At 73.9% G+C, this 19,475-nt stretch carries 13 protein-coding genes and 1 pseudogene; 11 read left to right on the top strand and 3 right to left on the bottom strand.

What is annotated here, in order from left to right; all coding sequences use genetic code 11:
- Positions 1 to 570 (bottom strand): annotated as a pseudogene (locus Q7L73_RS05365) (hypothetical protein); the annotation flags it as partial.
- A gap of 68 nt (positions 571 to 638) precedes the next feature.
- Here Q7L73_RS05365 and Q7L73_RS05370 point away from each other — a divergent pair.
- Positions 639 to 1,379, top strand: coding sequence for a hypothetical protein (locus tag Q7L73_RS05370; protein WP_304686594.1), 741 nt, complete (start codon positions 639 to 641; stop codon positions 1,377 to 1,379).
- A gap of 4 nt (positions 1,380 to 1,383) precedes the next feature.
- Here Q7L73_RS05370 and Q7L73_RS05375 read toward each other — a convergent pair whose 3' ends face one another.
- Entirely contained in the window at positions 1,384 to 2,508 is a 1,125-nt protein-coding gene (locus Q7L73_RS05375; RefSeq protein WP_304686595.1) for an alpha/beta fold hydrolase, read from the bottom strand.
- A gap of 73 nt (positions 2,509 to 2,581) precedes the next feature.
- Positions 2,582 to 3,520, bottom strand: coding sequence for an alpha/beta fold hydrolase (locus Q7L73_RS05380; protein ID WP_304686596.1), 939 nt, complete (start codon positions 3,518 to 3,520; stop codon positions 2,582 to 2,584).
- A gap of 475 nt (positions 3,521 to 3,995) precedes the next feature.
- Here Q7L73_RS05380 and Q7L73_RS05385 point away from each other — a divergent pair, with 475 nt between their 5' ends.
- The 10 genes from Q7L73_RS05385 to Q7L73_RS05430 all read left to right on the top strand — a co-directional run bounded on the left by Q7L73_RS05385 (position 3,996) and on the right by Q7L73_RS05430 (position 19,384).
- Positions 3,996 to 6,896 carry an AAA family ATPase gene (locus tag Q7L73_RS05385; protein ID WP_304686597.1) on the top strand — a complete coding sequence of 967 codons (2,901 nt, stop codon included), beginning with the start codon at positions 3,996 to 3,998 and terminating at the stop codon, positions 6,894 to 6,896.
- 38 nt (positions 6,897 to 6,934) lie between these two features.
- Positions 6,935 to 7,615, top strand: a complete 681-nt coding sequence (locus Q7L73_RS05390) for an HD domain-containing protein (RefSeq protein WP_304686598.1) — start codon at positions 6,935 to 6,937, stop codon at positions 7,613 to 7,615.
- A 63-nt stretch (positions 7,616 to 7,678) separates the two neighbouring features.
- A complete protein-coding gene (locus Q7L73_RS05395) occupies positions 7,679 to 9,745 on the top strand; it encodes a YafY family protein (protein WP_304686599.1) in 2,067 nt (688 codons plus the stop codon).
- Positions 9,746 to 9,787: 42 nt separating this feature from the next.
- Entirely contained in the window at positions 9,788 to 10,255 is a 468-nt protein-coding gene (locus Q7L73_RS05400) for a pyridoxamine 5'-phosphate oxidase family protein (protein ID WP_304686600.1), read from the top strand.
- A gap of 67 nt (positions 10,256 to 10,322) precedes the next feature.
- Positions 10,323 to 11,399, top strand: a complete 1,077-nt coding sequence (locus tag Q7L73_RS05405) for a glucose-1-phosphate thymidylyltransferase (RefSeq protein WP_304686601.1) — start codon at positions 10,323 to 10,325, stop codon at positions 11,397 to 11,399.
- Positions 11,396 to 12,265, top strand: coding sequence for a dTDP-4-dehydrorhamnose reductase (gene rfbD, locus Q7L73_RS05410; RefSeq protein ID WP_304686602.1), 870 nt, complete (start codon positions 11,396 to 11,398; stop codon positions 12,263 to 12,265). The genes Q7L73_RS05405 and rfbD overlap by 4 nt, the downstream gene beginning before the upstream one ends.
- Positions 12,262 to 13,254: a dTDP-glucose 4,6-dehydratase gene (gene rfbB / locus Q7L73_RS05415; RefSeq protein ID WP_304686603.1), complete on the top strand. Its 993-nt coding sequence runs from the start codon at positions 12,262 to 12,264 to the stop codon at positions 13,252 to 13,254. The genes rfbD and rfbB overlap by 4 nt, the downstream gene beginning before the upstream one ends.
- Positions 13,255 to 13,349: 95 nt before the next feature.
- Positions 13,350 to 14,018 carry a TetR/AcrR family transcriptional regulator gene (locus tag Q7L73_RS05420; protein WP_304686604.1) on the top strand — a complete coding sequence of 223 codons (669 nt, stop codon included), beginning with the start codon at positions 13,350 to 13,352 and terminating at the stop codon, positions 14,016 to 14,018.
- A gap of 17 nt (positions 14,019 to 14,035) precedes the next feature.
- Complete coding sequence (locus Q7L73_RS05425) at positions 14,036 to 14,788, top strand: uracil-DNA glycosylase (protein WP_304686605.1); 753 nt, start codon at positions 14,036 to 14,038, stop codon at positions 14,786 to 14,788.
- A 57-nt stretch (positions 14,789 to 14,845) separates the two neighbouring features.
- Entirely contained in the window at positions 14,846 to 19,384 is a 4,539-nt protein-coding gene (locus tag Q7L73_RS05430) for a DEAD/DEAH box helicase (RefSeq protein WP_304686606.1), read from the top strand.
- Positions 19,385 to 19,475: the final 91 nt, after the last annotated feature.

A 19,475-nucleotide genomic window follows, 5' to 3' on the forward strand; every position in this document is an offset into this window, starting at 1 on the left:
GCCCGCGAGCGCGCGCGGACGGCGTGGCGCGACGGTGGCCGGGCGCGGCACGGCCGGCGCGGCCGGCGACGCGGCAGGACGCGCTGCGCGCACGCCGCGCACGAGCGCGAGCGCCGCCTGGGCGCCGCGCAGCAGCAGCGCCAGCAGGCCGCCGACGGCGACCGACAGCGGCACCATCAGCCAGCCGCCGTTGCCGAGGACGCCCTCGAGGCCGGGCGGATGGCCGGCGGTCAGCATCCCCTCAAGCAGCTCCTGGCCCGAGTAGACCGCCGCCAGCACGAGCGCGGCGACCGCCCACAGCTTCAGCAGCCCGTGCCGGGCCGCGGCCGGGCCGGAGGCGGCAGCGCCGCTCGTCCAGGCGCTGGCGAGGCGCGTCAGGAACGAGCCGAGCGTGACCGCGCACAGCATCACCGCGACCGCCTCGACCGAGCCGAGGTAAGCGTGGCCCTGCTCCGCCAGCCGCTGCGAGGCGTCGGCACCGAACGCGAGCGCATAGCGCAGCTGGTGGACCGCGAGCGCGGCCAGCGGCAGCAGCGCCATGCCGCGATAACGGTGGAACGGGGCCGACATCGGCCGCCAACGGTACCGCTTCAGACGCTGCTGACGGGCCGGGCTATCCGGCTTGCAATACTCGATGGGTGAAGCCGCGCGTGCCCGTCATCGCCGCCCTGCTCGCGCTCGCCGTGCCCGGGGTCGCCGTCGTCAGCGGCTGCGGCGCCAGCGGCGAGAGCGACGCGACCGGCGCCCAGCTCGCGCCGCGGACGACGGCCGCGCCGCAGCAGCCGCAGTACGAGGAGCAGGCGGTCGACCAGCTCCAGCGCAACCCGACGGCGGTCGACCCGGACGCCGGCGTGCGCACGAACTTCGACCCCAACGAGGGCGCGCACGAGTCCGACCCGGCGAAGCTGGCGAAGCCGCTCACCGACGCGCAGATCCGCGCCGAGCTGGAGAGAAGCGGGATCCCCTCGGGCGATCGCGCCGCGCTGACGCCGGACGGCCTCGCGGTCGCGCCGCTGGGCGCGCCCGACGTCGTCCGCTCGATCATCTCGGCCGCCAACACGATCGCGCGGCTGCCGTACCGCTACGGCGGCGGCCACGGGACCTGGACCGACACCGCCTACGACTGCTCGGCGTCGATCAGCTTCGCCTTCGCCGCCGCCGGGCTGCTCGACCGGCCGCTCGTCTCCGGCGACCTCGCGCAGTGGGGCGAGGCGGGGCCGGGCAGATGGATCACGATCTACGCCAACGGCGGCCACGTCTACATGTACGTCGCCGGGCTGCGCTTCGACACCAGCGGCCTGCGCGTGACCGGCTCGCGCTGGCAGGCCGACCCGCGCAGCGGCGCCGGCTTCGCCGTCCGCCACCCGGTCGGGCTGTAAGGCGCTACGCGACGGCGCGCAGGTGGCGGCGGGCTCTGCCGTCGCCGTCGGCGGCCGCGGTCGCGTCGAGGAAGTCGTCGATCAGCGGCCAGGTCGTGCGCCGCGCGGCACGGCCGGTCAGCACGCCGAGATGGCCGCCGGGCGCGCTCGCGATCTTCACGCTCGGCGCGTTCGGCAGCAGCTGCGCGACGCGGTGGACGGCCTTCGCCGGCGCGATCCCGTCGCCCTCGCCGGCGATCGACAGCACCGGCGCCGTCACCGCCGACAGCTCGATCGTGCGGTCGCCGAGCACGATCCGTCCCTGCGCGAGGTCGTTGCGGCGCAGCAGGCGGTGGTAGATCTGGCCGAAGGTGCGGCCGGGATAGGCGAGCATCCCGCCCATGAAGCGGTCGACCGCCTCGACCTGCGCGAGGAAGTCGCGATCGTCGAGGTTGGTCGCGAGCGTGAACGGCTTCATCACGTACTTGTCGAAGCCGGCCAGCTGGTAGACGCGCTTGACGAGCGGCGCGGGCGCGCCGCCGAGCAGCTTGTAGGCGGCCGTGCCGACCGAGCCGCCGGCGAGGTTGACGAGCGGCCGCAGCGGCGCCACCAACGGCACCGCGCTGGTGTCGAAGGGGCTCGCGACCATCGCGATCGAGCGCACGCGGCCGGGCGTCTCGGCCGCGACCAGCAGCGACATGATCCCGCCGAGGCACCAGCCGACGAGCTGGACCTCGTCGGCGCCGGCATCGCGGCGGACGGCGTCGATCGCCTGCGGGATCACCTCGTCGATCCAGTGCTCGATGCCGAGGTTGCGGTCGCCGAAGTGGATCGAGCCGTAGTCGACGAGGTACGGGCGGTGACCGGCCGCGAGCAGGTGCTCGGCGACGCTGCAGCCGCGGCGCAGGTCGAAGCAGGTCGCGGGCGCGGCCAGCGGCGGCACCAGCAGGACCGGCGGCCTCGACGCCTCGGCGGCGGCACCGCCGGCCGGCTCGCCCGGACGCAGGAAGCGGCGCACGGTCCGCTGCGGGCCCTCGTCGACGATCGCCGACGGCAGCGGCCGCAGGTCGGCCAGCCCGCCGCGCATGACGCGGTCGAAGACGTTGGCGGCCGCGGCGCTGAGCTGCTCCGGCGTGGGAATCGGGTCCATCGCGCGGAAAGTCTGGCAGGCAGCCGCCGCGAACGCGAAGATCGCCGCCGCGCGGGCGCGCGGCGGCGCTGTCTCAGGCGGCGCGGGCGGCGACCGCGGCGTCGCCCAGCAGCAGCTCGACGACCTGCTGCGGCCGCTCGATCTGCGGGCAGTGGCCGGTGTCCTCCAGCAGCTCCAGGCGCGCGCCGGGGACCTCGCGCAGCACCCGCTCGGCGCCGCTGGCGTAGACCATCCGGTCGCGGTCGCCCCAGATCAGCTGCAGCGGGCAGTCGATCGCCGCGAGGTCGAGGCAGTCGCGCAGCTCCGGCAGCAGCTTGCGGCCGCTGGAGAGCAGCCGCGCGAGCGCCGCGCGGTCGGGATGGTGGCGTGCGAACGCGCGCACGACGCCCGGCTCGATCGCGCGCGGGTGCGCGAACGCGAGCGCCTCGTAGACGCGCCCGACGACCTCCTGCACCGCCCGCCCCGGCAGCGGCACCGGCAGCGCCAGCAGGCCGCGCAGCACCGGGTCGTGCTCGATGATGCGGAACCACGGCGCCATCTCGAGGCCGGCCGGCGCGAGCGCGACGACGCGCGCGACCTCGACCCCGCGCACGCTGCCGCGCTGCGCGAGCCGCAGCGCGAGGCAGCCGCCGAGCGAGTTGCCGACGACGACCGCGCGGCGGGCGCGGGCGCGACCGGCGCGACCGCGTCTGGCGGCGGCGCGTCTGGCGCGAGCGCGACCGCGCGCCGGGCGGATGTCGGCGGCCGCATACGCGATCGCCTCCGCGCCGAAGGCGTCGAGCTGCGGCAGCATCGGCCCGGCCGCGAGCGGGCCGGCGGTGCCGAAGCCCGGCAGGTCGACGGCGATCGCGCGGCGGTCGTGGCGCGCCAGCAGGTCGAGCACGTGGCGCCAGGTGTCGGCGCTGTCGGACCAGCCGTGGAAGAGCACGAACGGCTCGCCCGAGCCCTCCAGCTCGAGCACGCGCGTCTCGATCCCCGCGAACTCCATGCGGTGCTCGAACAACGGTTCCATGACGCCTCCTCCTACCCGCCGTGGACGGACTCTCCACGACAGATTGTGACAGACGTCACACTAAGACGAGCGGGTTCGCGCCGAGTTCGCGCGACGGAGCACGCGGGAGGACCCGCCCGCCGCCGAGTCGTCAGGGCGTACAGGCGGGTCCGATCCCGTGCCGGCACGGTTCGAGGGGGTGTCACCGTGTCCGGCGGTCGCGCACGAAAGACAAGTAGTGAGAGAAGCGGCGCTGCCACCCGCTGCACTCGACCTGGATCGCTGACAGGTCGAGCGAGCTGGAAGGTGGATCCGCGCTGGTTGTCTCGTGCTTCTCCCCTGCCTCGTCCTCTGCCGTGGCAGACCGTAACGCCGATAAACTGTCCCACGCACCAGGCTCATCCCCCTAGACTTTGGGAAAGTGGACCCTGGGGAGGGGGCAGATGCCGGTCGTGACTGCGTTTCGAGCGAGCTGTGAGAGCTATAAGGTGGGCCTGTGAGCGTGCCACAGGTTCGACAGGGCGAACCGGACGATCTCGCCGCGGCGCTGCCCCGCCGACGCACCACCGCGCACTCGCGCGACCAGGTGCCGCTGGAGCGCGAATGGGAGCTGGGGGCGCTGCGCGAGGCGATCGATGCCGCCTGCGCCAGCGTCGGCCGCGTCGTCGTGCTGGAGGGCGCGCCCGGCCTCGGCAAGACCCACCTGCTGACGCACGCCACCCGCCACGCCCACGACCAGGGGATGGTCGTGCTGCGCGCCCGCGGCGGCGAGCTGGAGCGGCAGTACCCGTTCGGCGTCGCGCTGCAGCTGTTCGAGCCGTACCTGACGACCGCTACCCCGCGCGAGCGCAGACGCGTGCTGGCCGGCGCCGCCGCCCACGCCGAGGCGGCGCTGAGCGGCAGAGTGCGGCTGCAGGACGCCTCCGGGCCGCCCGAGTTCCCGCTCCTGCACGGCCTCCACTGGGTCGCCGCCAACATCGCCGAGCAGCGGCCGCTGATGCTCGCCGTCGACGACGCCCACGCCGCCGACGACGCCTCGATGCGAGCGCTGCTGTACACCGCCCAGCGGAGCGAGGACCTGCCGCTGCTGATCGTCGTCACGACGCGGCCGCGGCAGAGCGGCGGCGACGCGCTCGCGACGCTGGAGACGCATTCGTCCGTGCGGCGCCAGCTGCTGCCGCTCAGCGCCGAGGCGACGGCGACGCTCGTGCGCGAGACGCTGCCGCAGGCCGACGACGGCTTCTCCGCCGCCTGCTGGGCGCAGACGCAGGGCAATCCGTTCTTCACGCGCGAGCTGATCGCCGAGCTGGAGCTGTCGCAGCTGGCGCCGATCGCCGCCAACGCGGACGCGCTCGCCGACCTCGGCCCGACGACGATCGAACGCGCGACGGCCGGGCGGCTGGAGCGGCTGGCGCCCGGCGCGGCGCCGCTGGCGCGCGCCGTCGCGGTGCTCGGCGACGACGCGCCGCTGGCGCAGGCGGCCGCGCTCGCCGGCCTCTCGCCGGCGCAGGCGCGTGCCGCCGCCGACGAGCTGGCCGGCGCCGACGTGCTGAGACCGGCCGCGCAGCTCGGCTTCGTCCACCCGATCGTCGCGCAGGCGGTCTACCTCGGCATACCGGCGGCGGAGCGGGCCCAGCTCCACCACGAGGCGGCGAACCTGCTGCGGCGCGTCGACGGCGAGCCCGAGCGGGCCGCGCCGCACCTGCTGAAGACGCTCCCGACCGGCGAGCCGTGGGTCGTCGACTGCCTCCACAGCGCCGGCCGGCGCGCGCTCCGCGGCGGCTCGCCCGAGGTCGCCGCCGGGTATCTGAAACGCGCGCTCGACGAGGCGCCGCAGCGCCCGCTGCGCGCCGAGCTGCTGATCGACCTCGGCCGTGCCGACGCGCTCGCCGGCAGGTCGACCGGCCCGCAGCGGCTGCGCGAGGCGATCGCGCTGCTCGACCAGCCGCAGGCGCGCGCCCGTGCGCTCGCCCAGCTCGGCGAGGCGCTCTACGCGGCCGGCGACAACGACGGCGCCGCGAAGGCGTTCGACGAGGGGCTCGGCCTGCTCGACGGCGCCGACCCGCTGCTGGAGGAGGAGCTGGCGGCCGGCTACATCAGCGCCGCGCGACTCGAATACCGCGACCACCCCGACGCCGCGACCCGCTTCAGAGACCTGCTGTCGATCTCCGAGGAGGCGAGAACGCCGGCGCAGCGGGCGCTGCTGGCGCAGCGCGGGGCGGAGCACGCGATGCTCGGCGACGTCCCGCACGCGCGCGTGCGGGAGCTGATCGTGCGCGCGCTCGACGGCGGGCTGCTGACCGACGTGACCGCCGACGGCACCGCCTACGTCGCGGCCGTCGCCGGCCTCCACTTCGCCGACTGGGAGGAGGAGGCCGACGCGGCGGCGGCGGCCGGGCTCGACGACGCGCGCACGCGCGGCTCGGTCGTCGGCTTCGCCGCGATGTCGACGCTGCGCGGCACCTCCCGCTACCTGCGCGGCGACGTCGTCGGCGCGCTCGCCGACCTCGAAGGCGGGCTGGAGCGGCTGCCGATCATGGCGGTCGTGCGGCCGTTCGCGCACGGCTACACGGCGCTCGCGCTGCTCGACCGCGGCGAGCCGGAGCGCGCCGCCGAGCAGCTCGCGCATGCGCCCGACAGACAGATGACGGCGGCCTTCACCTACAACTGGATGCTGTTCGCGCGCGGACGGGTCGCGCTACAGGCGGGCGATCCGGAGGCGGCGCTGAGAGTGCTGCTGGAGTGCGGCCGGCGGCTGGAGGCGATCCCGGCCTCGTCGCCGTGCGTGCTGCCGTGGCGCTCGGAGGCGGCGATCGCGGCGCTGAGACTGGCGCGCGACGGCGAGGCGCACGAGCTGGCGCACGAGGAGCTGCGGCGGGCGCGCATCTCGGGCGCGCCGCGCGCGCTCGGCACCGCCCTGCGCGCCGCCGGCCTGGTCGCCGGCGGAACTCCCGGGATGGCGCTGCTGGAGGAGGCGGTCGAGGCGCTCGACCGCTCGCCGGCGAAGCTGGAGCGGGCACGCGTGCTGATCGACCTCGGCGCCGCGCAGCGGCGCGCGCGCCAGCAGTCGGCGGCGCGCGACACGCTGCGGCTGGGGCTCGACGCCGCCTACCGCTGCGGCGCCGACGGGCTCGCCGCCAACGCCCGCGCGGAGCTGATCGCGGCCGGCGCGCGGCCGCGCCGGCCCGCGCTGGAGGGCGTCCAGGCGCTGACGCCGAGCGAGCGCCGCGTCAGCGACCTCGCCGCCGGCGGGCTGACCAACCGCGAGATCGCGCAGGCGCTGTTCGTCTCGACCAAGACGGTCGAGTTCCATCTCCGCAACGCGTACCTGAAGCTGCGGATCCGCTCGCGGCGGGAGCTGCGCCCCGCGCTCGCCGAGGACGCCGAGCGCGCGTAGGGCCGCGTCCGCAGCCGGGGCTAATGTCGAGCCGACCGATGACGTTGCCCGACGCGCAGGAACTGGAGCAGCAGCTGCGAGAACTGCTGGCGACCGTCGCCGACCGCGACCTCGCCGGCCTGCTCGACGACCTGCTCGGCCCCGCCAGCCCGACCTGGCCGCGCTTCCGCGACGCGCCGGCGGCGAAGCGCCTCCACCACGCGCGGCGCCACGGCCTGCTGGAGCACTCGCTGCTGGTCGCGCAGGGGGTCGCCGCGCTGGCGGCGATCTTCCCCCGCATCGACCGCGACCTCGCGCTGACCGGCGCCCTGCTGCACGACGTCGGCAAGCTCGACACCTACGTCGTCGTCACGCAGGCCGGCGAGGAGGGCGAGCGCGAGACGATCGAGCTGACCGACGCCGGCCGCCTGCAGGGCGAGATCGTGCTCGGCAGCGAACGCGTGCGCGCCGCGATCGGCGCGCGGCCGGGATTCCCGCCCGAGCGTGCCGAGCAGCTGCTGCACATCGTCCTCAGCCACCACGGCACGCTCGCCCACGGCAGCCCGGTCGTGCCGGTCACGCGCGAGGCGACGCTCGTCCACATGGTCGACAACATCGGCGGCAAGCTCGGCAGCTTCGATCGGCTCGAGCAGGAGCTGCCCGACGGTGAGCGATGGTCGGGGTGGGACCGGGCGATCGGCTCCAGCGCCTGGTTCCCACCCACAAAAAGCCGCAAATAGCGCGCGACATACGGCACCATCAGGAAGGCGGCGAAGCGCCGCTGACTACAGTGTCGCGACCACATGGCGAAGGACACCGAGAAGCTGATCCGCCAGCTCTCCCTCATCAGCTACCTGATGGCGGAGCGGCGGCCCGTCACCGCGCCCGAGATCCGGCGTGACGTCGAGGGCTACAGCGCGATGAACGAGGACGCCTTCGCGCGGCGCTTCTACGCCGACCGCTCGGAGCTGGAGGCACTCGGGATCCAGCTGTCGGTCGACAAGCCGGTCGAGGGCCTCGCGGAGCAGGAGAACTACTCGCTGCCGCCGGAGAACTTCCACCTGCCGGCGATCGAGTTCACGAACGAGGAGCTGGCCGGGCTGCACACCGCGCTCAGCCTGCTCGACGGCGAGTTCGCCTACGCCGAGCCGCTGCGGCTCGCGCTGCAGCAGATCTCGTGGGGCCGGCCGAGCCCGCTCGCGACCGCCGAGCAGAGCACGATCGCGCTCGGGATCACCGCCTCCGCCGGCGGCCACGACCTGTCGCAGCGGCTGGCGAAGATCGAGACGGCGATCTTCCGCCGCAAGACGATCGTCTTCGACTACTACACGATGCAGCGCGACGAGCTCGGCACGCGCAAGGTCGATCCGTATCAGCTGCTGTTCGAGGGCGGGCAGTTCTACCTGCTCGGCCGCGCGCACGAGCGCGACGCGATCCGCGTCTTCCGCCTCTCGCGGATCCGCGGCAAGGTCGCCTACGCCTCCAAGGCCGAGCACGACTTCCAGCGCCCCGACGACTTCGACCCGCGCACCTACGCCAATCGCGTGCCGTGGCAGTTCGGCGAGACGGTCGGCACCGCCGAGGTCTGGATCGCCGGCCGCATCGCCTGGCAGATCGAACGCCACTTCGGCCGCCACGGCGGCTTCCGCGCGCCGCAGGCGGGCGAGGGCGACGGCGACGACCGCGTCTTCGTGACCGACTACGCCAACGCCCGCCAGCTCGTCGCATGGGTGCTCGGGCTGGGCGAGAACGCGCGCATCCTCTCCCCCTCCGAGCTGGTCGAGGAGCTGGACACGCGCCTCGCGCTGCTGCTCGAACGGCATTCCGCGGACGGCCCTGAGCTGGCGCCGGCGGTCGCGCCGGTCGAGCGCGCCGCCGAGACCAACGGCAACGGCAACGGCCGCCGCGACGCCGCCGCGATCCGCCCCGAGCGGTTCGCGCGGCTGGTGACGCTCGCCTCGATCCTGATCACCGCCGGCCGCGCCGGCCAGCGGATCCCCGCCGCGGAGGTCTGCGAGCGGCTGCAGATCAGCGAGCAGGAGCTGAACGAGGACATCGGCGTGCTGAACGTCGTCAACTTCGGCGCCGGCTCCTACGTCCTCTACGCGGAGGTGCAGGAGGACGGCATGATCGAGGCCGACCCGGAGGCGTACGGCGATTCGTTCGCGCGCCCGGCGCGGCTGCTGCCGGTCGAGGCGAAGGCGCTCGTCGCCGCGATCGACCTGATCGGCGAGCACATCCCCGAGGGCTCGCTCGCGTCGGTCCGCGAGAAGGTCGTCGCGGCGCTCGGCGAGGACCCGGTCAGAGAGGGCCTCCAGGTCGCCAGAGTCGGCGGCGGCGACGCCGGCATCGCCCGCAGCGTCTCGACCGCCGTGCACGAGCGGCGGCTGCTGACGATCGAGTACTACAAGGAGAACGAGGACCTCTTCTCCGAGCGCACGGTCGAGCCGTATGCGCTGATCAACGGCCGCGAGGGCTGGTACGTCGCCGCTTACGACCCGGCCAGAGGCGGCGTCCGCCACTTCCGCCTCGACCGCGTCAAGCAGGCGACCGTCGAGGAGGCGACCTTCGCGCCGCGGCCCGAGGTCGACCCCTCGCGCGACGTCGAGGGCTGGCCCCGCACCGGCGAGGTCGAGGCGTCGAGGCGAGCGCGCGTGTGGATCTCGCCCGAGCGGGCCCGCTGGGCGCGCGAGGAGCGCGCCGTCGTCGAGGAGCTGGCCGACGGGGCGGTCGTCGTCGAGCTGAGCTTCGCCGGCGTCGACTGGCTCGTGCGCGAGGTGCTGAAGGAGGCCGGCGACGCCGCCGTGCTCGAGCCGCAGGACGCGCGCGACGCCGTCCGCGCCGCCGCCGGGCGCCTCACGAGGGTCTGAACCGACCTGACGGTCGGTCGCGATCGACTAGGCTCGCCGGCCATGAGCCGCCGCGACCTGATCCGCATGAGCGAGGAGGAGCTGGCCGCCTTCCTCGACGAGCAGCGCACCGTCGTCGTCGCCACCGTCGGGCGCGACGGCTGGCCCCACCTGATGCCGCTCTGGTACACCGTCCGCGACGGTGAGCTGTGGGCGTGGACGTACGCCAGATCGCAGAAGGTCAAGAACCTCGAGCGCGACGACCGCGTCACGCTGCAGGTCGAGGACGGCACGACCTACGACCAGCTGCGCGGCGTGATGGTGAAGGCGAACGTGCGGCTGCACCACGACCCCGAGCTCGTCACCGCCTTCGGGCTGGAGCTGTTCAGCCGCTACGGCGACGGCGGCGAGCCGGCGCCCGAAGTCGAGGCGATGGTGCGCGCGCAGGCGCCGAAGCGGGTCGCGCTGCAGTTCGTCGCGGCCGAGCCGCCGGTCACCTGGGACCACCGCAAGCTCGCCGGCGTCTACTGAGCGGGCGCTCCTGCACAGGAGCTTCCTCGCAACGTTGAAATCTCCCGGCCGTTAGGCTGGGAGAGCGATGAACGAACTACGGGGACTGATCCTGTCCGGGGGCAAAGGCACCCGGCTGCGGCCGATCACGCACACGAGCGCCAAGCAGCTCGTGCCGGTCGCGAACAAGCCGGTGCTGTTCTACGGCATCGAGGCGATGGCCTCCGCCGGCATCCGTCAGATCGGCATCATCATCGCCCCCGAGACCGGTGACGAGATCCGCGAGGTCGCCGGCGACGGCTCACAGTTCGGCGTCGAGATCACCTACATCCCGCAGGCCGAGCCGCTCGGGCTGGCGCACGCGGTGCTGACGGCCGAGCCGTTCCTCGGCGACCACCCGTTCGTGATGTACCTCGGCGACAACCTGCTGCAGGGCGGGATCGAGGACCTCGTCAGCGCCTTCCGCGCCAACGAGCCCGATGCGCTGATCCTGCTGACGCAGGTCGACGACCCCGAGAACTACGGCGTCGCGGAGCTGGACGGCGACAACACCGTCACGCGCCTGGTCGAGAAGCCGAAGGAGCCGGCGACCGACCTCGCGCTCGTCGGCGTCTACATGTTCACGCCCGGGATCCATGACGCGGCGCGCGCGATCGAGCCGTCGCCGCGCGGCGAGCTGGAGATCACCGACGCGATCCAGCACCTGGTCGACACCGGCCAGCGGGTCGAGCCGCATGTCGTGCGCGGCTGGTGGAAGGACACCGGCCGGCTCGACGACATGCTCGAAGCCAACCGGCTGATCCTCGACGCGCTCGAGCCGCGCATCGACGGCGACCTCGTCGACTCGACCGTCGAGGGGCGCGTGATCGTCGAGGAGGGCGCGACGCTGATCCGCGCGACCGTCCGCGGCCCGGCCGTGATCGGCGCCGGCGCGAGGCTGACCGACTGCTACATCGGCCCGTACACGGCGATCGACGCCGACGTCGAGATCCAGAACGCAGAGATCGAGCACTCGATCCTGCTCGCCGGCAGCTCCGTCCGCAACCTCGACGGGCGGATGGAGTCGTCGCTGCTCGGCCGCAACGTGCGCATCCATCCGGCGCCGCGTCAGCCGCGCGCCTTCCGCTTCATGGTCGGCGACAACTCGGAGATCGGGATCCTTTGAGCGCACGCCTCCTCATCACGGGGGCGGCGGGGATGCTGGGACGGGACGTCGCGGACGCCGCCCGCGCCGCCGGTCACGAGCCGCTCGCGCTGCCGCGCGCGGAGCTGGACGTGACCGATCCGGCGGCGATCGCGGCGGCGGTGCAGCGGACCGCTCCCGACGCGATCGTCAACTGCGCCGCCTGGACCGACGTCGACGGCGCCGAGCGCGACCGCGACGGCGCCGCGGCCGTCAACGCGACCGCGCCCGGCCTGCTCGCGCAGGCCGCCGCCGCGGCCGGCGTGCGGCTCGTCCACGTCTCGACCGACTACGTCTTCGCCGGCGACCGCGCGCCCGGCGCCGCGCCCTACGTCGAGTCCGACGCGACCGGCCCGCGCAGCGTCTACGGCGCGACCAAGCTCGACGGCGAGCGCGCGATCGCCGCCGCCGGCGGCTCGCATGCGATCGCACGCACCTCGTGGCTGTTCGGCGTCCACGGCCCGAACTTCGCGGCGACGATGCTGCGGCTGGCTGGGGAGCGCGACGAGCTGACGGTCGTCGACGACCAGATCGGCTTCCCGACCGCGACCGCCGACCTCGCGCCGGCGCTGGTGGCGCTGGCGGTCGGCTCGGCCGCGCGCGCCGACGGCGTCTTCCACCTCGCGGGCGGCGGCGAGCCGGTCTCGTGGAACGGCTTCGCGCGCGAGATCTTCCGCCAGGCCGGCGTCGACTGCCGCGTGCTGCCGTGCACGACCGCGGAGATGCCGCGGCCGGCGCCGCGCCCCGCCTTCAGCGCGCTCCTCAGCGAGCGCGCCGAGACCCCCCTGCTGCCGCCGTGGCAGCAGGGCCTTGCCCACTATCTCCACGCACGAGAGGTGCACGCGTGAAGCTGCTCGTCTGCGGCGGAGCCGGCTTCATCGGCTCCAACTTCGTCCGCATCCGCGTTCGTGAGCACGGCGATCAGGTCGTCGTGCTCGACAAGCTGACCTACGCCGGCCGCAGGGAGAACCTGCACGACGTGATCGACGACGTCCGCTTCGTCCACGGGGCGATCGAGGACCCGGCCGCCGTCGCCGACGCGATCGAGGGCGTCGACGCGATCGTCAACTTCGCCGCCGAGACGCACGTCGACCGCTCGATCGCCGAGCCCGACGCCTTCGTCACGACCAACGGCCAGGGCACCTACGTGCTGCTGGAGGCCGCCCGCAAGGCCGGCATCCGCTACGTGCAGGTGTCGACTGACGAGGTCTACGGCTCGATCGAGGAGGGCTCCTTCACGGAGGAGTCGCCGCTGCAGCCGTCCTCGCCCTACAGCGCGACGAAGACCGGCGCCGACCTGCTCGTGCTCAGCTACTTCCACACCTACGGGCTGGAGACGCTGATCGCGCGCGGCTCCAACAACTACGGTCCGTACCAGTACCCGGAGAAGCTGATCCCGCTGATGGTGCTGAACGCGCTCCACGGCGACAAGCTGCCGGTCTACGGCGACGGCATGCAGGTCCGCAACTGGCTCTACGTGACCGACTTCGGCCGCGGCATCGGCCAGGTGCTGGAGCAGGGCAGAGCGGGCGAGGTCTACAACGTCGGCGGACCCGACGAGTGCCCGAACATCGAGGTCGTCAAGCGGATCGTCTCCGCGACCGGCAACGACGAGTCGCTGATCGAGTACGTCACCGACCGCCCCGGCCACGACCGCCGCTACTCGCTCTCGTCCGAGAAGCTGAGAGGGCTCGGCTGGGAGGCGCGCGTGCACTTCGCCGAGGGCCTCCAGCAGACGGTCGACTGGTACCGCGAGAACACCTGGTGGTGGGAGCCGATCCGCTCCGGCGACTACCGCGAGTACTACGAGCGCCAGTACGGCCGCGCGCTCGGATAGCCCACCACTCGACTTTTCCTGACTTATCTGGCGCGCTCGCGTTCGCGCGAGTGCGTTCGTTTGCCTCGCCGAGTTAGACTGATGTCGATCCCAGGATGGCCAGTTCCGATCGCACCAGCCGCCGCAGCGCCATTCCGCGCGGGCGGCACGCCCCTCCACTCGAAGTCCGACTCAACCTCCAGCGCGAGCGCCTGTTCGAGGCAGCCGCGGCCGTCTTCGCCGAAACCGGCTACGCCGACGCCAGCGCCGAGTCGATCAGCCGCGCCGCCGGCATGTCGAAGGCGACCTTCTACGAGCACTTCGCCAACAAGGAGGAGTGCATCATCGCGCTGTTCGACTACGCCTGGGACGTGCTGATCGCACGGATCGTGCAGGCGGCGACGGCGGCCGGCGACGATCCGCTGCAGCGTCAGCGCGAGGGGATGAGAGCGTTCCTGATGGCTCTCGTCGAGTTCCCCAACGAGGCGCAGACGCTGCTGGTCGAAATCATCGGCGCGGGGCCGGCCGCGGCCCGCAGACGCGACGAGATCCTCGAGCGGTTCGCGCGCGTGGTCGATCGCGAGAACGAGCGGATGGCGCGCACGACCGGGCTGCCGCGCTTCTCCACCCCCGACGACGCGTTCGCGATCGTCGGCGCGATCGTCGAGCTGGCGTCGCGGCAGGTGCGGCTCGGCCAGCCGGCGCACCCGCTCGACCTGCAGCCGGTGATCGAACGGTTCGCGACCGGCCTGCTCGGCGGTCAGCTGCCGCCGCCCGCCGCGTGAGCGGCGACAATGACGGCGTGAACGCTGACGCCGCCGCCCCGTGCGGCAACGCGGCCGGCCCCGGCGGCGACGTCGCCGGCCTCGCGGCGCTGACGGCCGAGGTCGTCGAGTGCCGGCTCTGCCCACGGCTGGTGGCCTGGCGCGAGGAGGTGGCGGAGGTCAAGCGCGCGGCCTTCCGCGACCAGGAGTACTGGGGCCGCCCGGCGCCCGGCTTCGGCGATCCCGATGCGCGCATCCTCGTGCTCGGCCTCGCCCCAGCCGCCCACGGCGCCAACCGCACCGGTCGGATCTTCACCGGCGACCGCTCGGGCGACTGGCTGTTCGCCGCGATGTGGCGCTGCGGCCTCGCCAACCAGCCGCAGTCCGTCTCGCGCGACGACGGCCTGACGCTGCACGGCGCCTACGTCGTCGCGGCCGTCCGCTGCGCCCCTCCAGCCAACAAGCCGCAGCCGTCCGAGCGCGACAACTGCTTCCCGTACCTGGAGCGGGAGCTGAAGCTGCTGGGCGGCGTCGACACGATCCTCTGCCTCGGCGGCTTCGCCTGGGATGTGGCCCTGCGCCTGCGCGCCGCCCTCGGCGACCCGATCCCACGTCCGAAGCCGAGATTCGGCCACGGCGCCGAGCTGCTCGGCGAGCGCTTCGCCCTGATCGGCTGCTACCACCCGAGCCAGCAGAACACCTTCACCGGCCGCCTGACCGAGCCGATGACCGACGCCGTCATGCTCCGCGCCCGCGAGCTGGCCGGCCTCGGCGCCCCGGGCCCGGCGTAGCGCTCGAACATCTGTTCGCCAGCGAGCCGTCCGGTCGCTAGGCTCGTATCCGAGTCGATGGCCTCCTCCGCGAGAACAGCGCTGAGATCGTTCACGCCCGCCGTGCGGGAGTGGTTCATGCGTGCGTTCGCGACGCCGACGGAGGCGCAGGCGCAGGCGTGGCCGGCGATCGCGACCGGGGAGCACGTGCTGATATCGGCGCCGACCGGCTCCGGCAAGACGCTTGCCGCGTTCCTGTGGGCGCTCGACCGGCTGGCTGCCTCGCCGCTGCCGGAGGGTGAGAGACGGACGCGGCTGATCTACGTCTCGCCGCTGAAGGCGCTCTCCTACGACATCGAGCGCAACCTGCGCGCGCCATTGCAGGGGATCGCGCCCGACGGCGGGATCAGCGTCGCGATCCGCACCGGCGACACGCCGCAGAGAGAGCGGGCGGCGATGGTGCGCAACCCGCCCGACGTGCTGATCACCACGCCGGAATCGCTCTACCTGATGCTGACGAGCAGAGCGCGCGAGATCCTGACCGGTGCCGAATGGGTGATCCTCGACGAGATCCACGCCGTCGCCGGGACCAAGCGGGGAGCGCACATGGCGCTGACGCTGGAGCGGCTCGACGCGCTCGTCGGGGAGGCGGAGGGCCGCGCGGGGGTGCAGCGGATCGGGCTGTCGGCGACGCAGAACCCGCTGGAGGAGGTCGGCCGCTTCATGGTCGGCCCGCGGCGCAGATGCCGGATCGTCGACACCGGCGTGCGCAAGCCGCTGGACCTGCAGATCCACGTCCCCGTCGAATCGATGGTCGAGCCGGAGCAGACGCCCGACGTCGACCCGCTCGACCCGGTCGCCGGCGGGGAGGCGACGCGGCGCTCGATCTGGCCGGCGATCTACCCGGAGCTGCTGCGGCTGGTCCAGGAGCACCGCTCGACGATCATCTTCGTCAACAACCGCCGCTCGGCCGAGCGGCTGGCGCTGCGGCTGAACGAGCTGGCGAACGAGCCGCCGGAGGGCGAGGACGCCGAGGGTGAGGACGCGCGCCGGGCCGTGCTGGAGATAGCGCGGGCGCACCACGGCTCGCTCGCGCGCGAGGAGCGGCTGGTCGTCGAGGAGCAGCTGAAGGCCGGCGCGATCCCCTGCATCGTCGCGACCTCCTCGCTGGAGCTGGGGATCGACATGGGCGCCGTCGACCTCGTGCTGCAAGTCGAGTCGCCGAAGTCGGTCGCGGCCGGCCTGCAGCGGATCGGCCGCGCCGGCCACAACGTCGGCGACACCAGCAAGGGCCGCATCTTCCCGAAGTTCCGCGCCGACCTGCTCGAATGCGCGGTCGTCGCGCAGCGGATGCGCGAGGGCGCGATCGAGCCGACGGTCGTGCCGCGCAACCCGCTCGACGTGCTCGCGCAGCAGGTCGTCGCGATGGCGGCCGCCGAGGAGGAGCTGAACGTCGACGAGCTGTACGCGCGCGTCACGCGCACCCACTCCTACGGCGAGCTGGGCCGCCAGCAGCTGGAGAACGTGCTCGACATGCTCGACGGCCGCTACCCGTCGAGCGAGTTCGCGGAGCTGCGGCCGCGGATCGTCTGGGACCGCATCGCCGGCGTCGTGCGGCCGCGCAGAGGCGCCCGCCAGCTCGCCGTCACGAACGCCGGAACGATCCCCGACCGCGGCCTCTACATGGTCACGCTGCCGGACGGCCGCCGCGTCGGCGAGCTGGACGAGGAGATGGTCTACGAGGCGCGGCCGGGCCAGGTCTTCCTGCTGGGCGCGTCGAGCTGGCGGATCGAGGAGATCGGCCGCGACCGCGTGATCGTGACGCCGGCACCGGGCGTGCCGGGTGCGGTCCCGTTCTGGAAGGGCGACGGGATCGGGCGGCCGAAGGAGCTGGGCGAGGCGATCGGCGCCTTCAGCCGCTGGGCCGTCGAGCAGTCGGCCGAGAGACTGGCGGCCAGCCACGACCTCGACCCGAGAGCGGCGCGCAACCTGCTCGACTTCCTGCGCGAGCAGCAGGAGGCGACGCGCGTGATCCCGTCCGATCGCACGATCGTCGTCGAGCGCTTCCGCGACGAGATCGGCGACTGGCGGCTGTGCATCCTCTCCCCCTACGGCGGCCGCATCCACGCCGCCTGGGGACTGGCGCTGAGCGCGAAGATCCGCGACGAGCTGGGTCTGGAGGCCGACGCGATCTGGTCCGACGACGGGATCATCGTCCACCTGCCCGACGCCGACGAGCCGCCCGGCGCGGAGTTCGCGCTGATCGAGCCGGACGCGTTGGAGGACGCGGTCGTCGCGGAGCTGTCGTCGAGCGCGCTGTTCGGCGCGCGCTTCCGCGAGAACGCCGGCCGCGCGCTGCTGATCCCGCGGGCGTACCCGGGCAAGCGCACGCCGCTGTGGCAGCAGCGGCTGAAGTCGCAGAACCTGCTGGAGGTCGCCAAGCGCTACGGCGAGTTTCCGATCATCCTCGAGACCTACCGCGAGTGCCTGCGCGACGTGCTCGACCTGCCGGGCCTGCGCGAGCTGCTGACGCAGCTGCAGCGGCGCGAGCTGAGCCTGGTCGAGGTCGAGACGCAGACCGCCTCGCCGTTCGCCTCCTCGCTGCTGTTCGACTACGTCGCGACGTACATGTACGAGGGCGACACGCCCAACGCCGAGCGGCGCGCCGCCGCGCTCTCGCTCGACCGCGACCTGCTGCGCGAGCTGCTCGGCCAGGAGGAGCTGCGCGACCTGATCGACGCCGACGCGCTCGACCAGGTCGAGGACGACCTGCAGCAGCGTTCCGAGCGGACGCGCGCGACGACGAAGGACGAGCTGCACGACGTGCTGCGACGCGTCGGCGACCTGACGGCGGCGGAGGCGGCGCAGCGGGTCGCGCCGAACGGTCGCGACACGAGCGGCGCGGGTGCGCGCGACGACGGGCGCGACGCGGCGGCGGCCGCGGAGGCCTGGCTGGCGGAGCTGGAGCGGGAGCGCCGTGCGGTGCGGGTGCGCGTCGGCGGCGAGCCGCGCTGGATCGACGCCGCCGACGCCGGCCTGTACCGCGACGCGCTCGGCGTCGTCCCGCCGGGCGGGCTGCCGGAGGCGTTCGTCGCGAACGTGCCGGACGCGCTGCTGAAGCTGCTGCGCCGCTACGCGCAGACGCACGGCCCGTTCACGACCGACGAGCCACGCGCGCGGTTCGGGCTCGATCCGACGCCGGCGCTGAGAGCGCTGGAGCGCGACGGCGAGATCGTCCGCGGCGAGCTGCGGCCGGGCGGGATCAGCGGCACGCGCGAGTGGTGCGACTCTGACGTGCTGCGGCGGCTGCGGCGGGCGTCGCTCGCGGTGCTGCGCAGAGAGATCGAGCCGGCCGACCAGCGCGCCTTCGCGACCTTCCTGCCGTCGTGGCAGGGCGTCGACAAGCATCCGCCGGGCGGTGCCGGCATCGATCGCCTGCGCGAGCAGCTCGTGCCGCTGCAGGGGCTTGCGCTGACGCCGTCGGCGTGGGAGAACGAGGTGCTGCCGCGGCGCGTCGGCGCCTACTCGACGACCTGGATCGACCAGCTGTGCGCGAGCGGCGAGCTGGTCTGGGTCGGCGCCGGCGCGCTCGGCCGCACCAACGGCAAGGTCGCGCTCTACTTCCGCGACGACGCGGCGCTGATCGGCCCGCCGCCGATCCCCGGCAGAGCGCCGCCGCTCGACCTGCCCGAGCATCTCGCGGTGCGCGAGCGGCTGGCGCAGGGCTCGTGCTTCTTCACCGACCTGCTGGTCGACCTGTCGGTCTCGCCCGAGCAGATCCAGGAGGCGCTGTGGGACCTCGCCTGGGCCGGCGAGGTCACCAACGACGCCTTCTCACCGCTGCGCGCGCCGCGGATGACGCTGGTGAGAGCGCAGCGACGCGCCGCCGCGCGCGCCGGCCGGCCGGGGCGGTTCTCGTCACGACGCGGCGCCGGCCGGGCTGAGCTGCAGGGACGCTGGTCGCTGACGGAGCCGCTGTTCCGCCCCGCGCCGGGCGTGCCGAGCGACCCGAGCGCGAAGCGGCGCGCGCTCGGCGAGCTGCTGCTGGAGCGCTACGGGATCGTGACGCGCGAGCTGGTGCTGGCCGAGGGCGTGCCGGGCGGCTTCTCGGCGCTCTACCCGGAGCTGTCGCAGCTGGAGACGCTCGGCGTCGCGCGCCGCGGCTACTTCGTCGAGGGGCTCGGCGGAGCGCAGTTCGCGCTGCCGGGCGCGGTCGAGCGGCTGCGCGCACAGAGAGCGCCGGAGGAGTCCGCGCCGATCGTGCTGGCGGCGACCGACCCGGCGCAGCCGTTCGGGGCCGCGCTGCCGTGGCCCAAGCGCGACGGCGAGACCCGCCGGCCCGCGCGCGTGCCTGGGGCGACGGTCGTGATCGCCGGCGCCGAGCCGGTCGTCTACCTGGAGAGAGGCGGCAAGGCGCTGCAGGTGCTGTCCGCGGACGACGACGCGCGCGTGATGGCCGCGCTGCTGGCGCTCGCCGACCACACCCGCGCCGGCCGCATCAGACGGATCGCGCTGGAGAAGGTCAACGGCGAGTCGGTGATGGGCACCCGCTGGGAGGCGATGCTGGCCGAGGTCGGCTTCAGCGCCGGCCCGAGGCGGCTCACGCTGACGGCGTGAGCCCCGGTCGATCGCTGTCGATGGACGACAGCAATCGACCGGGGCTGGTTCGGACACCCGGCCGCGGGGCTCCAACGGCAGCGCCGTGGGC

This window comes from Conexibacter sp. CPCC 205762 (assembly GCF_030646155.1).
Classification (GTDB): domain Bacteria; phylum Actinomycetota; class Thermoleophilia; order Solirubrobacterales; family Solirubrobacteraceae; genus Conexibacter.

Coding starts and splice junctions, on each gene's coding strand:
- Q7L73_RS05375 (WP_304686595.1), bottom strand. CDS start 2,508: ATGGACCCGATTCCCACGCCGGAGCAGCTCAGCGCCGCGGCCGCCAAC.
- Q7L73_RS05380 (WP_304686596.1), bottom strand. CDS start 3,520: ATGGAACCGTTGTTCGAGCACCGCATGGAGTTCGCGGGGATCGAGACG.
- Q7L73_RS05390 (WP_304686598.1), top strand. CDS start 6,935: ATGACGTTGCCCGACGCGCAGGAACTGGAGCAGCAGCTGCGAGAACTG.
- Q7L73_RS05395 (WP_304686599.1), top strand. CDS start 7,679: ATGGCGAAGGACACCGAGAAGCTGATCCGCCAGCTCTCCCTCATCAGC.
- Q7L73_RS05400 (WP_304686600.1), top strand. CDS start 9,788: ATGAGCCGCCGCGACCTGATCCGCATGAGCGAGGAGGAGCTGGCCGCC.
- Q7L73_RS05405 (WP_304686601.1), top strand. CDS start 10,323: ATGAACGAACTACGGGGACTGATCCTGTCCGGGGGCAAAGGCACCCGG.
- Q7L73_RS05420 (WP_304686604.1), top strand. CDS start 13,350: ATGGCCAGTTCCGATCGCACCAGCCGCCGCAGCGCCATTCCGCGCGGG.
- Q7L73_RS05430 (WP_304686606.1), top strand. CDS start 14,846: ATGGCCTCCTCCGCGAGAACAGCGCTGAGATCGTTCACGCCCGCCGTG.